A 14047-nucleotide genomic window follows, 5' to 3' on the forward strand; every position below is an offset into this window, starting at 1 on the left:
CACATCTCACGGCCCACTGCCTTGAGTCCGTTGAAGTAGGTGAACTCCCAGCACGACTTCGGGTCGAAGGCTATTCGGGCACGTGGGCGCGCGAGCCAATCCACGCAAGGGCTCCCGCTACATCGTCCACAGTGGGGACACCCGATGGTAGCGGTGGACGGCGAACCATGACCACGGGAATTCCCAGTGCACGCGCGGCGTCGAGTTTCGCGCGGGTCTGGTCTCCGCCGCTGTTCTTGGTGACCAGGACGTCGATACGGTGCTCGCGCATCAGCGCCGCTTCCGCTGCCTCCGTGAAGGGGCCCCGAGCGAGCAGAAGCGCAGACCGAGCCGGCATTGCGGCGTCGGGAGGATCGATAGCACGGATCAGGAACCACAAAGAACTCAACGCGGCGAAGGCCTCGACGCCCTGCCTGCCGACGGTGAGGAACACCCGAGACCTCATCTGGGGCAACAGTTGCGCAGCCTCGCCGACATCGGCCACCTCATGCCAGTCGTCGCCGGCCCGACGTACCCAGGCCGGTCGACGCAGAACCAAGATCGGGATGCCACAACGCTTGGCGACTTCGACCGCGTTCGCGGCGATCCGCACAGCGAACGGGTGGGTCGCATCCACGATTGCATCGACCGGATTCGCTCGCAACCACTTGCCGAGCCCGTCCGCTCCCCCGAATCCACCGACGCGCACCTCGCCGACCGGCACCCGAGGATCACGAGTCCGGCCGGCCAGCGAGGACACGACCTCGATGTGGGGATTTTCGTCCAGTGCAGCCGCGAGCGCCCGAGCCTCCCCGGTGCCGCCGAGGATCAGGATTCGCGCCATCGTCAGTGGGTGGTCCGCTCGCGAAGGGCGGAGTACAGATAGCTGTCCGGAAACCCCTCGGCAGCAAGCACTTTCCCGACCACCACAACTGCGGTCTTCGTCACGCCGGCGGACTTGACCTGCGAAGCGATCGTGGAGAGAGTTCCGCGTAGCACGATCTCGTCTGACCGAGAAGCGAACGCGACAACAGCGCAGGGGCAGGTAGGCCCGTAGTTCTCGGTGAGCTCCTCGACGATCTGGTCGATTCGATGCGCACCCAGATGCACCACCATCGTGGCACCGCTACTGCCCAATGAGCGCAAGTCCTCGCCTTCCGGCATCGCGGTAGACAGGGTGGATACCCTGGTCAGCACAATCGTCTGGGAGACACCGGGAACCGTCAACTCCCGCCCCAAAGACGCGGCCGCAGCGGCAAAGGCGGGGACTCCGGGGACGATCGTGTACGCGACGCCTGCAGCGTCGAGCCGACGGGCCTGTTCGGCGACGGCACTGAAGATCGACGGATCACCCGAATGTAGGCGCGCCACGTCGTGACCTGCGGCGTCGGCGTCGAGCATGAGCGCGACAATCTCGTCGAGATTCAACCTCGCGGTGTCGACGACCCGTGCACCGTCCGGGCATTGCGCCAATAGTTCCTGCGGGACCAGGCTTCCCGCGTACAGGCACACCGGACTCGTCGCAATGATCTGCTGCGCCCGCACGGTCACGAGATCCGCGGCTCCCGGGCCCGCTCCGATGAAATACACCGTCATGCCGGATCACCTTCCAACTGCTTCGTCACCGACCACTGCACGACCGGCAGCTGCGGACGCCACGCCGTGAACCCGCCGAGCGGCTCGCCGCGATACATCTGAAGTTTGCGAATCTGTCCTCCGAACTTCGAGACACACTGCAGCAGCAGCATTTCCGTTTCGATCGTGACAGCGTTTGCGACGAGTCGACCGCCGGGACCGAGCCTGTTCCAACACTCGTCGACCAGGCCGTTCCGGGCGAGGCCACCCCCGATGAAGATCGCATCGGGTGACGACGACGTCACCGGCACCTCCTCGATGGCGGTGGGAAATTCGCCGAGCACCGTCAGCGACGGGACCCCCAGCAGGGAAGCGTTCTCCTCGATCTGTTCGAGCCGATCCGTATTCTGCTCGAAGGCGACTGCGCGGCACCGTGGATGGGTGCGCATCCATTCGATCGCGATGGTGCCCGAACCGCCTCCGACGTCCCACAGCAACTCGCCCGGCGCGGGTGCCAACGCGCACAGCGTCACCGCCCGTATCTCCTGTTTGGTCATCTGCCCGTCACCGGCGTATACCTTGTCGGGCAGACCGGGAATCCTGGTCAGACGCACGTTCCCAGGATCGGCTCGGCACTCGATCGCGATGACATTGAGGCGGGCACCGGGTTCGCACGCCCACTCCGACGCCGTGCCGTCGATCCGTGACTCGTTCGCCGCGCCGAGGTCGCCGAGCACACTGAGCTGCGATTCACCGAAACCGTGATGCGTCAGCAGAGCGGCGACGGCTGCGGGCGTGTGCTCGTCCCGGCTCAGGACCAGCAGCCGTGCGCCCGCGCTGACCGCGGGAAGCAGGGATTCGACGGGGCTGTCCACGAGCGAAACCACAGAAGTGGCGTGGGCAGGCCACCCCATGCGGGCGCAGGCGAGGGTTGCCGACGAGGGATGCGATATCACCCGTACCCGTTCGGCGCCCAACAGGTCGACCAGTGTCACGCCGATACCGTGGAACATCGGGTCGCCGCTGGCCAGAATGCAAATTCGCCGCCCGGCGTGCCGGTCCAGCAGTCCCCGCAGCGCGGGGACCAACGGCGAGGGCCACGGCACCCGGAGTGCGCTCGAGTCGGGGACCAGATCGAGCTGACGCCGCGACCCCATCAAGACCTCGGCACGCTCGACCTCGCGGTGCGCACGCGGCGACAGTCCGTCCCATCCGTCGGCTCCGATGCCGACGACGACCAGCACGTCGCTCATCGCGGCATCCGGCGCCAGATCGCCTGCGGCAGCATCCGCATGATGAAGATTGCGAACCGAAGCTGCCCCGGCACCCACACCCGACTCGAACCGCGGTGCAGCCCGCGCACGACCGCCTCGGCTACTTGCCCGGGGGTGCTCGACATCGGCGCCGGCGACATGCCTTCGGTCATCCGCCCGATCACGAACCCGGGCCGGACCAGCATCAGCGACACACCGCTGCCGTGCAGGGCGTCACCGAGACCGCTGGCGAACCCGTCCAGTCCTGCCTTCGCAGAACCGTAGACATAGTTGGCGCGCCGCACGCGCGCGCCCGCCACCGAAGAGAACACGACTATCCGTCCCGACCCCTGGTCGCGGAGCAGGTTGGCCAGATGAGTCAGCACACTGATCTGGGCGACATAGTCGGTGTGAACCACCCCGACCGCGTGTTGCGCGTCCCGCTCGGCTCGCGCCTGGTCACCGAGCACACCGAACGCGAGCACCGCTGTGGACAGGGGGCCGTACTCGGCCGCGACGGAGCGGAGTAGCTGTTCGTGGCTGTCGAGATCGTCGGCGTCGAACTCCACGCACTTCACATCCTCCGCACCCGCCTCGAGCAACAGGTTCCGTTCTGCGGCGAGTTCGGTGCTCCGGCGGGCTGCGAGGACGATCGTGCGTCCAAGCGCGAGACGGGAGGCGATTTCGAGGCCGATCTCGCTGCGACCACCGAGAAGGAGTACGGATCCTTGATCGTCGATCCCGCCCGAGCGCTTCCCGCGGTGGTTCTTCGTTCCAGGGCTCACCCGTCCAGTGTCCTGGACCGACTGTCCTGGATTAACGTCGGGGCATGGACCGCACCCCCCGTACCCCTGTCAACCTGACCGACGAGGCGCTCGCCTTCCTCGGCGAACATCACCTGGCCACACTCACGACGCTCCGCAAGACCGGCACCCCGCACGTGGTGGCCGTCTGCTTCACCTGGGATCAGGACCAGGGGGTGGCGCGGGTGATCACCTTTGGCCACTCGCAGAAGGCACTCAACGCCGAACGTGGGGGGTACGCGGCGGTGACTCAGGTAGACGGAAAACGCTGGATCACGCTGGAGGGGCCATCCCGGGTCCTGACCGACCCGGACACGGTCGCCGACGCGGTCGCCCGCTACGCCGCCCGGTACCCCCGCTACGGCACTCCCAAAGAGAATCCGGCCCGGGTCGTCGTCGAGATCGCGGTCAGCCGCGTACTCGGCTCGGCCGCGGTGTGTCGCCGCTGAACCGCAGCTTCCACGGGACCAAGGCGGACTCGAGCTGGACGGCGAGACTCATCTTGGACACCCCGTCGGTGCGCTCTTCGAATCGGATCGGCACCTCGGCGATTCTCAGGCCCTGCCGCACCGTGCGGTAGTTCATCTCCACCTGAAATGCATAACCGTTGCTCTGCACGCCATCGACGTCGATCGCACGCAGGGTGTCAGCGTGCCACGCCTTGAATCCGGCGGTCGCGTCCTTGACACGCAGCCGCAGAATCGCATTGACGTAGAAGTTCGCCCAGGCCGACAGTGCCTTGCGGTACCAAGGCCAGTCGGCGGCGACCGCGCCACCGGTCACGTAACGGGATCCGAGCACGACGGCCGCGTCGGTCGTCCCCAGTGTTTCCAGCATCCGCGGAATCGCCTCGCAGGGGTGCGACAGATCGGCATCCATCTGGATCACGATGTCCGCGCCCTCCGCCAATGCGCGACTCATCCCGGCCACATAGGCGCGGCCCAGGCCGTCCTTGACCGTCCTGTGCAGGACACCGACCGGAATCGGACCGTCGATTCCGAGTTTGTCGGCGACCTCGCCCGTGCCGTCCGGCGAATTGTCGTCGACAACCAGTACATGCATGTTCGGGATGCCCAACGCCGCGAGCAGTCCGACGATCTTGGGCAGGCTGTCGCGTTCGTTGTAGGTCGGTACAACGACGGTTACCTTCGGGGGAACGCTCTCCATGACACCTTCGCGTGATCTGTGTTTCCACACTCGCCGCTGTGAACAACGACGGATGCGGACATGAACAAATGGCAAATATTATCCGGGGAGTACCCCCAGCCCGTGCGGGCGGGTGTTCACCGGTTCGCATCCGTCGGCGGTCACGATGACGATGTCCTCAATCCTCGCACCCCACTCGCCCTGGAAATAGATGCCCGGCTCCACGCTGAACGCCATGCCCTCCGCCAACTCCATCGAGTTCCCCGCCACGATGTAGGGCTCTTCGTGTACGGAGAGCCCTATCCCGTGCCCCGTCCTGTGCACGAAGGCGTCGGCCAACCCCTGCGCCGCCAACAGATCGCGGGCTGCCGTGTCGACGGCTTCCGCCGTCACACCGGGGCGTACCAGGCCGACCGCCGCAGCGTGTGCCTGCTCGAGCACAGCGAACCTCTTCGCGACCACGGGGTCGGGTTCTCCCATGCTGTAGGTGCGCGTGGAGTCCGAGTTGTAGCCGGGTTCGACGGGACCGCCGATGTCGATGACCACGACATCGCCCGACTCGATGACGCGTTCGGACACCTCGTGGTGTGGATCGGCTCCGTGTGGGCCCGAGCCCACGATGACGAACGCGGCCTCGGTGTGCCCTTCCTCGAGGATGGCGGCGGTGATGTCGGCGGCGATCTCGGCCTCGGTGCGGCCGACCTTCAGGAACTCCCCCATCCGACCGTGTACACGGTCGATGGCTCGTCCCGCCCTCCGTAGCGCGTCGATCTCGTCGTCGTCCTTGATCATTCGCAACTCGCGCAGCACGGCCGTGGCGAGGACCGGGAGCGAACCCAGTGCGGACGCCAGTGGAATCAGGTGCAGCGCGGGCATCGCATCAGCAACGGCCGTGCGCGCCGGAGTCGGCAGGAGCTCGGCGACTGCGCGGTACGGGTCGACGCCGTCGACCCAATCCCGAATCCTCAGACCCAGTTCGGACGCCGCGGATTCGGCGAGAGAGGCCAGTTCGAGTCGCGGCACCACCACCGTCGCCGTGTCGCCACTCGCCGGAATCACCAGGCAGGTGAGCCGTTCGAACGACTCCGCGCGAGAGCCCAGCAGATATCGCAAGTCGGGCCCGGGCGTGATGAGCAGGCCGTCGAGCCCGGCCTCGCGAGCGAGCGCACTCGCGCGGGAGATCCTGTCGGCGTAGACAGCGGAAGGGAAGCGGGACGTCGGGGTGCCTGAGGAACTCATGGGTTCAGGCTAGTGCGCTTTGGCAATATATGAGCCCATGAGTGGACCTCTGCTTCTCCTCGACGGTGCCGGCATGTGGTTTCGCGCGTACTACGCGCTACCCGATTCGATTACGGCGCCCGACGGTCGGCCCGTCAACGCAGTTCGCGGTTTCACCGACATGCTGTCGAGCCTCATCGCAAAGTTCGAACCCGCACGGCTCGCCGTGTGCCTCGATCTCGACTGGCGCCCCGCCTTCCGGGTGGCCGCCGTACCGACATACAAGGCGCACCGAGTCGCCGAAGAGTCAGACGGGGCCGAGGAGGAGGTGCCCGACAGTCTGACTCCACAGGTAGCGATGATCCTGGATGTGCTCGCCGCGACGGGAATCGCGACGGCGGGAGCAGAGGGCCTCGAGGCCGACGACGTGTTGGGTACCCTCACGACCCGTGAGGACCGGGACACCACCGTCGTCGTGAGCGGCGACCGCGATCTCCTGCAGGTGGTTGCCGACGACCCCGTCCCAGTGCGGGTCCTCTACATCGGACGCGGACTTGCCAAAGCCGAACTACTCGGTCCGGCGGAAGTGGCCGCCAAGTACGGGTTGCCCGTCGACCGGGCGGGTGAAGCGTACGCGGAACTTGCTCTCCTGCGCGGTGATTCGTCCGACGGCCTGCCGGGGGTAAAGGGGGTCGGAGAGAAGACCGCTTCCAGCCTCATCGTGAAATACGGATCGCTGGAGAACGTGCGTGCCGCCGCACTCGATCCCGACTCCGAAATGGCGAAGGGCGTCCGCACCAAGTTCGCAGCCGCAGCCGACTACCTGGACGCCGCGCTTCCGGTCGTCCAGGTGGTGCGTGACGCCGATGTCTCGTTCTCGGGGGACGACGCGCTGCCCACCACCCCGGTAGACCCGGACCGGCTCGGCGAACTGTCGGAGGAACTGGGTATCGCGAACTCCGTCGGACGCCTCGAAAAGGCGCTGAGGTCGGCGGCGACTGCTCGAACTTCCTGACATCGCCCCGCTCCTGCGGCGGCAGTCAGGCTGTCCGACTTCCGTATGTCCGATTTGGGAGGATTGTGGGCTTCGCTATCATTCTCGCCCATCGTCCCGTCGAGCGAAGAGGTTCACTTGAGCACTGCCAGAAAGATTGCCGCTACTGCCACCGCCACGCTCACCTTTGCAGGCCTCGGGTTCGGGGTGGCATCCGCTGCCCCCGCAGATGAGAAGGCCGCATCAGCGACTACTTCCGTGGGGCCGGGAACCACCATCACTGTCAAGCACCCCGATGGTTCCCGATGGAGATGCACCGTCGCGTTTGCGGCAACGACTCCGTCGAATCAACCGGTGGCCCTGACAGCCGGGCATTGCGCAATCCCCGGATCGAAGGTGTATGTCGACGGAAGGTTGATCGGCGAGACCGACCAGACGTCATCGAGAGACGGTGGCAGGTTTTCAGCCGACTGGGCGACCATCGCGCTGAACGATAGAGCTGAGCCGGTCGCTGCTTCGGACAAGGTATCGCCGGAGTCTGTGGGGAAGGCTCGGGTGGGCGACGAGGTGTGCCTGCAGGGGTCGACCTCAGGATGGCAATGCGGTGAGGTGACCGGCATCCTCGGTGACTGGATCTACTCCGATCTCGAGCACGCACCCGGCGACAGCGGCGGGCCGCTCATCCGCACCAGCGACAACGCCGCGGTGGGGATTCACTCGGGATGGAGGTTCGACGAGGATTATGCCGAATCGTACTCACTGCCTGCAGCTCTCACGAAGGCCGGAGGATACCTGCTGACCACCGTCGACGGGCCCGCCCCCCTTCCCGAAGAATCCTCACTGTTCGGCAGTTAGTCGCCCTGAACGGATTTGGGCGCGGTGTACGTGCCGGTTGGACGACAACACGACCGGCACGGTCCTGCGAATTGTTGGAGCAAGTGGGTATCGCGCACACCGCCGGGCGCCTCGAGAAGATGCCGGGGTTTGCGGACTCGCCAGGAAGTCTGAGATCTCGCCTCAACTCTGCAGTGGCGATTTGTGACGGATAACAGGACCTGGCCGACGGTTCGGCCGGATCCGCGCATGTTCCGGAAAATTTTGGCCCCCATGCGATATCGCAGGCGGTGTGACCTGAGTGTGTCCGAATTGCGGAGATTGAGACTTCGCTATCCTGTCCACCCGTCACACCGTCGAGCGAAGAGGTTCACTTGAGCACCACCCGCAAGATCATGGCCACTACCACCGCCGCGCTCACTATGGCGAGCTTCGGAGTCGGGGTGGCCTCCGCCGCACCCGCAGAGGAGAAGGCCGAGCAGGCCGCCTACTCCGTGGGGCCGGGAACCAAGATCACCCTCGAGAGAGCCGATGACTGGACCTGGTGCACGGTCGCGTTCATCGCGACGACCCCGTCGAACCAACCGGTGGCGGTGACAGCGGGGCATTGCGCTCCCTCAGGAACACGGGCATATATCGGCGGAGTGCTCATCGGCAAGACCGACAAGTCGTCGCTGGAGGAGCGCGACGAGTGGGGTCCCCTCGAACCGGATTGGGCGATGATCACGCTGAACGAAAATGCTCAGGCGGTTGCCGCATCAGACAAGGTGTCCCCTTCGTCGGTCGGGAAGGCCCGGGTAGGAGATCGTGTGTGCTCGGACGGGGTCAAGACGGGATGGCAATGCGGTCGAGTGACCGCCGTCACGGGTGACATGATCTGGCACAACGTTCACCGGGAGCCCGGTGACAGCGGCTCGCCGATCATCCGTACCAGCGATGACGCGGCCCTAGGGATCTACTCCGGAAGCGCCACCATGTTGGGCGTGGAATACGGCACGGCCTACTCGCTGTCCGCTGCTCTCGAAGCGGCCGGTGACTACCAGTTGGCGACTGAGTCCGGCCCCGCCGCACCCGTGGATTCCTCACGGTTCGGTAGTTAGTCGCGCCCATCGTTCCCAGCCACCGACCCGTCGAGCAAAGAGGTTCACTTGAGCATCACCCGCAAGATCATGGCCACTACCGCCGCCGCGCTCACTATGGCGAGCCTCGGAGTCGGGGTGGCATCCGCCGCACCCGCAGAGGGAAAGGCGGCATCCGATGAGAAGGCGGCCTCGGCCGCTATCCTCGTGGGGCCGGGGACCACGATCATCGCGAAGAAACCCGACGGCAGCCGAACACGGTGCACGGTCGCGTTTATCGCGACTACCCCCTCGGACCAGCCGGTGGCGTTGACTGCAGCGCATTGCGCTCTCCCCGGATGGGAGATGTATGTCGACGGAAAGTTGATCGGTGAGACCGACAAGTCGTCGCGAACTGAGGATTCGGGATCCCTTGCACCGGATTGGGCGACCATTGCGCTGAACGAACAGGCTGAGCCGGTCGCTGCTTCGGACAGGGTGTCGCCGGAGTCTGTGGGGAAGGCTCGGGTGGGCGATGAGGTGTGCCTGCAGGGGTCGACCTCGGGATGGCAATGCGGTGAAGTGACCGGCGTATCTGGCTACCGGATCTGGTACGACCTCGAGAACGCGCCTGGTGACAGCGGCGGGCCGATCATCCGCACCAGCGACAACGCCGCCCTGGGAATTCACGTGGCAGAGGTGTCGGTGTTCAACTCCGCATGGGGCGAGGCTCACTCGCTGCCGGATGCCCTCTCAGAGGCTGGAGGGTACGAACTGACGACCGTCAACGGACCCGCCCCCGCACCCGAGACATCTCCACTGGGTTCTTTGGGCAGTTCCTGATGTCGAATCTCGTCCGATCACACTCGAAATGAGGTCTGCATGAGCAACACCCGCAAGATCATGGCCACTACCGCCGCCGCGCTCACTATGGCGAGCTTCGGATTCGGGGTGGCATCCGCTGCCCCCGCAGACGAGAAGGTGGCCGAGAAGGCAGCGAAAGCGACGGTTCCCGTAGCGCCGGGAACCAAGATCACTGTCGAGACACCGGAGGGTTCGTGGGCGGGGTGCACTGTCGCGTTTACCGCAACGACTCCGTCGGGCGATCCGGTGGCGGTGACGGCGGGCCATTGCGCCTTTCCCGGAATGAAGGTGTATGTCGACGGAAAGTTGATCGGCGAGACCGACAAGTCCTCCTTCGAGGAGAAGTGGGATCCCATCTCACCGGATTGGGCGACCATCGCACTGAACGAAACGGCCGAGCCGTTTGCCGCCTCAGCCACGGTGTCGCCGGAGTCTGTGGGGAAGGCTCGGGTGGGCGATGACGTGTGCAGCAACGGGATCACCTCGGGATGGCAGTGCGGTGTGGTCACAGCTACCACCGGTGACTGGATCTGGACCAATCTCGAGATGGCACCGGGCGACAGCGGCGCGCCCCTGATCCGCACCAGCGACAACGCTGCGCTGGGAATTCACTCGGCACGCGGCGCCTTGCTCCCCGTCGACTATGGCAGGTCCTACTCGCTGTCCGCCGCTCTCGAGAAGGCCGGCGGATACATGCTGACGACCATAGACGGACCCGCCGCACCCGGCGAGACCTCACCGTTCGGCAGTTAGCAGTTACGTCGCCTCGCCGTGGATCGGAAGAACGATCCACGGCGAGGCGTTGACAGCGCCTTCGATACCGACGGCCGTCGGTATCGCTAGCTCGGTCGGCTCACCTCGTAGGTGCCGTTGTCGTCGGTGAAGGTGAGAGTGACCTGCATGTCCTGTCCGTCGACGACGAGGTCGCAGGTGAAGCTGTTGCCCTTCTTCACTTCCTGACCGGATGGGCAGCTGACTCCCGAAACATCCTCGGCGCCATACGAATCGGTGACGATGCGTTCGACGCCCGCCTCTGCTGCCTGCTGATCGAGTGTGTCCGTGCGGAACACGGTGAACGCGAGCGTCACGACAACACCCACCACGACGATCAGCGCCGCGGCACCGGCGATGATCCACGGTAACTTCGTGTTCTTCGACGTCGGCGGCGGACCCCACGGCTGCTGCCCGGGAGGAGGCCCCCATTGTTGGGGCTGCCCCCACGGGGCTTGCTGCCCGGGCTGCTGACCCCACTGAGGTTGCGGCGGCGGGCCCCACTGAGGTTGCTGGCCTGGGGATTGCTGGCCTGGGTAGGGCGGCTGGCCCGGTGCCGGCATCCCCCACGGCTGACCGGGAGGCGGCTGCTGGCCGTACTGCGGCCCCCAGTGCTGGCCGCCGGTTTGGTCGGGGTCGCCCCCACCCGGTTGCTGCCCCTGAGCCCACTGCCCATTCGGGTCATTCGGTCCGTAAGGGCCGCTCATCGTTGCCTCCCGCTCGCGTGTCCGGTGTCGTATCAACCGTAGTGCCCAACCAACGTTTCGTGCCTTCGCACAGCTTTGCAGATCTAGCCAGGCCGATCATCTCACGCGGCATCTACCGCAACGACACCCCGACGGATGGCCGCCACCGCGCGACCCGCGGCCTTGCCGACCTCGGGGTCCGGCGCCGTCGAACGAACCTGCTCGAGTAGATCGATCACCTGTCTGCACCACCGGACGAAGTCGCCAGCTGACAGCGCACGTCCCTGATCCCCCGCCGCTATCAACGCCTCGACCAGTGAATTCTCGCTCGCCCAATGGAATACGGCGGAGGCGAACCCGAGGTCCGGTTCCCGCGTCGGCGGCAGCTTGTGCCGGATCTCGTCAGCGCGCAGCTCGCGCCACACCCGCACGGTTTCGTCCAGCGCACGCTGCAACGCTCCCGGGTACCCGTACTCGACGGTGTCCCCTTCCCGGCGGGACTCGAAGATCACCGAGGAGACCACGGCCGCAAGTTCCGCGGGTCCGAGCCCCTTCCAGACACCCCGCCTGAGGCATTCGGCAACCAAGAGGTCGCTCTCGCAATAGATTCGGCTCAACCTCGTTCCATGTTCGGTCGCTTCGGGGTGCTTGCCCGCCGAGATGTAGTCACGCTCGGCCAGCAGCGACAAGATGCGATCGAAGGTGCGGGCCAACGAGTTCGTGGTCGCGGCCACCTTCTGCCGCATGGTCTCGGTCTCACGGGCGAGCCTGCTGTGGCGTTCACCGATCCGGCTCAGTTGTTCGCGGTCGGGCCAACTGTGGCACGGATGCTGACGAATCTCGCGGCGCAATCGAGCGATCTCGGCGTCGCCACGGGCAGAACCCGACTTCTTCCGCTTCCGCCGGCCAGGCGCGACGATACCGGTGCTGCGCAAGGCGGACGCCAGATCTCGTCGCGAACGTGCGGTGTGGTGATCGAAGCGCCGAGGTAGCCGCATGGACCCCAAAGACTGCGCCGGCTCGGGGAAGTCGCCTGCCGACACTCTGCCCGCCCACTTCGCCTCGGTCAGGATCAGCGGCTTCGGATCCGTCTCATCGCGGTCCGGCTCGAGTACCACGGCCAGGCCGGAATGACGGCCCACCGGAATCGAAATCACGTCGCCCCGACGGAGCGCCACAAGCGACGCAACGGCGGTGTCGCGGCGCTGCGCTCGGTTCTCCCGTTCGAGTGACCGTTCTCGGCTGCTCAATTCCTCCCGCAACCGCGCGTACTCGAGATACTCACCGTCCTCGCCGCCCAGCCGTTCACGGAGAGTGACGAGGGCGGCCTCGTTGCGTTCGATACCTCTGATCAGACCCACCACCGAACGGTCGGCCTGGAACTGCGCGAACGATCGCTCGAGGAGGGCACGCGATTCTGTCGCACCCATGCGGTCGACGAGATTGATGGTCATGTTGTAGCCGGGTCGAAACGAACTGCGCAGAGGAAACGTCCGGGTCGAGGCGAGGCCGGCCACGTCGACCGGCTCCACGCCGGGTTGCCAGAGGACCACGGCATGCCCCTCGACGTCGATACCGCGCCGCCCGGCTCTCCCCGTGAGCTGGGTGTACTCCCCGGGGGTGAGTTCGGCATGGGCCTCACCGTTGTATTTCACCAGCCGCTCGAGCACAACGGTACGGGCAGGCATGTTGATACCGAGCGCCAGTGTCTCGGTGGCGAACACGGCCCGCACCAGACCTTTGACGAACAATTCCTCGACGGTTTGCCGGAAAGCAGGCAGCATCCCCGCGTGGTGCGCGGCGATCCCCCGCTCGAGGGCCCTACGCCACTCCCGGTAGCCCAGTACCTCGAGATCAGCCTTCGGCAGCTCCGCGGTATGTGCGTCGATGATGGTCCGGATCTCTTGGACCTGCTCCGGCGTGGTCAGATCGAGCGGTGAGCGCACACACTGCGCCAACGCGGCGTCACACCCCGCCCGGCTGAAGATGAAAGTGATGGCCGGGAGCAACCCCTCGTCGTCGAGCCGGGCAATCACCTCCGGTCGCGGCAGCGGACGGAAGCCGCTGGAGAACCCTCGGCCGCCCCGGCGGCCGCGGCCCCCCGCGTCCCACGAGTCCGCCCGGTCCAGAGCCTGCCGCTGCTTGACGTGACGCACCAGATCTTGGTCCACCACGAGATCCTTCCGCGCGTCCCCGTTTCCCGCCCGTGCGTCGAAGAGGTCGAACAGCCGACGTCCGACCAGGAAGTGCTGCCATAACGGAATCGGGCGGTTCTCGTCGACCACCACGGTCGTGTCGCCGCGCACGGTTTCCATCCATGCACCGAACTCCTCGGCGTTGCTGACGGTCGCCGACAGGCTGACGAGACGGACGTCGTCGGACAGGTGCAGAATCACCTCTTCCCACACGGCGCCGCGGAATCGGTCCGCCAGGAAGTGCACCTCGTCCATCACGACGTGAGACAACCCGCGCAACGTCTGCGAGTCCGCATAGAGCATGTTTCGCAGCACCTCGGTGGTCATGACGACCACCGGCGCCTCCGAGTTGATGCTCGAGTCGCCGGTCAGCAGGCCGACCCTGTCCTTGCCGTAGCGGCGCACCAAGTCGGCGTATTTCTGGTTGCTCAGTGCCTTGATGGGTGTGGTGTAGAAACACTTGCGGCCGGCCGCGAGCGCCAAGTGCACCGCGAATTCGCCGACAACCGTCTTTCCCGCACCGGTGGGGGCGCACACGAGGACGCCGTGTTCACCCTCGAGTGCGCGGCAGGCATCGATTTGGAAGCGGTCGAGCTCGAAGCCGAGCTGCGCCGAGAACGCATCGAGTTCGGTTCCGCCCGCCTTCTCACCTGGTTTCACTGCCACCCCGC

At 65.9% G+C, this 14047-nt stretch carries 14 protein-coding genes; 6 read left to right on the plus strand and 8 right to left on the minus strand.

Annotated elements, in window-relative coordinates; genetic code table 11:
- Positions 1–70 precede the first annotated feature (70 nt).
- The 4 genes from BFN03_RS08255 to BFN03_RS08270 are packed head-to-tail and all read right to left on the minus strand — an operon-like array spanning position 71 to position 3547.
- Entirely contained in the window at positions 71–823 is a 753-nt protein-coding gene (locus tag BFN03_RS08255; protein WP_070378613.1) for a cobalt-precorrin-6A reductase, read from the minus strand.
- A 2-nt stretch (positions 824–825) separates the two neighbouring features.
- Entirely contained in the window at positions 826–1575 is a 750-nt protein-coding gene (cobM, locus tag BFN03_RS08260; protein WP_070378614.1) for a precorrin-4 C(11)-methyltransferase, read from the minus strand.
- A complete protein-coding gene (cbiE, locus tag BFN03_RS08265) occupies positions 1572–2807 on the minus strand; it encodes a precorrin-6y C5,15-methyltransferase (decarboxylating) subunit CbiE (protein ID WP_070380732.1) in 1236 nt (411 codons plus the stop codon). Before cbiE ends, cobM begins: the two co-directional genes overlap by 4 nt.
- Complete coding sequence (locus tag BFN03_RS08270) at positions 2804–3547, minus strand: SDR family NAD(P)-dependent oxidoreductase (RefSeq protein ID WP_157109689.1); 744 nt, start codon at positions 3545–3547, stop codon at positions 2804–2806. Before BFN03_RS08270 ends, cbiE begins: the two co-directional genes overlap by 4 nt.
- 89 nt (positions 3548–3636) lie before the next feature.
- Here BFN03_RS08270 and BFN03_RS08275 point away from each other — a divergent pair, with 89 nt between their 5' ends.
- Positions 3637–4059, plus strand: a complete 423-nt coding sequence (locus tag BFN03_RS08275; protein WP_070378616.1) for a pyridoxamine 5'-phosphate oxidase family protein — start codon at positions 3637–3639, stop codon at positions 4057–4059.
- Here BFN03_RS08275 and BFN03_RS08280 read toward each other — a convergent pair.
- Positions 4019–4777 (minus strand): polyprenol monophosphomannose synthase, encoded by a 759-nt coding sequence (locus tag BFN03_RS08280; RefSeq protein ID WP_070378617.1) that lies wholly within the window; start codon positions 4775–4777, stop codon positions 4019–4021. The genes BFN03_RS08275 and BFN03_RS08280 overlap by 41 nt on opposite strands.
- A 78-nt stretch (positions 4778–4855) precedes the next feature.
- A complete protein-coding gene (locus BFN03_RS08285; protein ID WP_070378618.1) occupies positions 4856–5995 on the minus strand; it encodes a M24 family metallopeptidase in 1140 nt (379 codons plus the stop codon).
- A gap of 37 nt (positions 5996–6032) precedes the next feature.
- Here BFN03_RS08285 and BFN03_RS08290 point away from each other — a divergent pair, with 37 nt between their 5' ends.
- The 5 genes from BFN03_RS08290 to BFN03_RS08310 all read left to right on the plus strand — a co-directional run bounded on the left by BFN03_RS08290 (position 6033) and on the right by BFN03_RS08310 (position 10477).
- Complete coding sequence (locus tag BFN03_RS08290; RefSeq protein ID WP_070378619.1) at positions 6033–6989, plus strand: 5'-3' exonuclease; 957 nt, start codon at positions 6033–6035, stop codon at positions 6987–6989.
- A 117-nt stretch (positions 6990–7106) separates the two neighbouring features.
- Entirely contained in the window at positions 7107–7823 is a 717-nt protein-coding gene (locus BFN03_RS08295) for a S1 family peptidase (RefSeq protein WP_157109580.1), read from the plus strand.
- Positions 7824–8176: 353 nt separating this feature from the next.
- Entirely contained in the window at positions 8177–8902 is a 726-nt protein-coding gene (locus tag BFN03_RS08300) for a S1 family peptidase (RefSeq protein WP_070378621.1), read from the plus strand.
- A 48-nt stretch (positions 8903–8950) separates the two neighbouring features.
- Positions 8951–9703, plus strand: coding sequence for a S1 family peptidase (locus BFN03_RS08305; protein WP_070378622.1), 753 nt, complete (start codon positions 8951–8953; stop codon positions 9701–9703).
- Between the two features lie 39 nt (positions 9704–9742).
- On the plus strand, positions 9743–10477 hold the full coding sequence (locus tag BFN03_RS08310) for a S1 family peptidase (RefSeq protein WP_070378623.1): 735 nt from the start codon (positions 9743–9745) through the stop codon (positions 10475–10477).
- Positions 10478–10563: 86 nt separating this feature from the next.
- Here the strand turns inward: BFN03_RS08310 and BFN03_RS08315 are convergent, their stop codons facing one another.
- Both BFN03_RS08315 and BFN03_RS08320 read right to left on the minus strand, forming a co-directional pair.
- Positions 10564–11202, minus strand: coding sequence for a DUF4333 domain-containing protein (locus tag BFN03_RS08315; RefSeq protein WP_070378624.1), 639 nt, complete (start codon positions 11200–11202; stop codon positions 10564–10566).
- 101 nt (positions 11203–11303) lie between these two features.
- The gene (locus tag BFN03_RS08320; RefSeq protein WP_442971877.1) at positions 11304–14036 is read right to left on the minus strand and encodes a DEAD/DEAH box helicase; all 2733 of its coding nucleotides are present in this window, start codon (positions 14034–14036) and stop codon (positions 11304–11306) included.
- Between the last annotated feature and the right edge of the window lie 11 nt (positions 14037–14047).

The sequence above is a fragment of the Rhodococcus sp. WMMA185 genome, assembly GCF_001767395.1.
Classification (GTDB): Bacteria; Actinomycetota; Actinomycetes; order Mycobacteriales; family Mycobacteriaceae; genus Rhodococcus_F.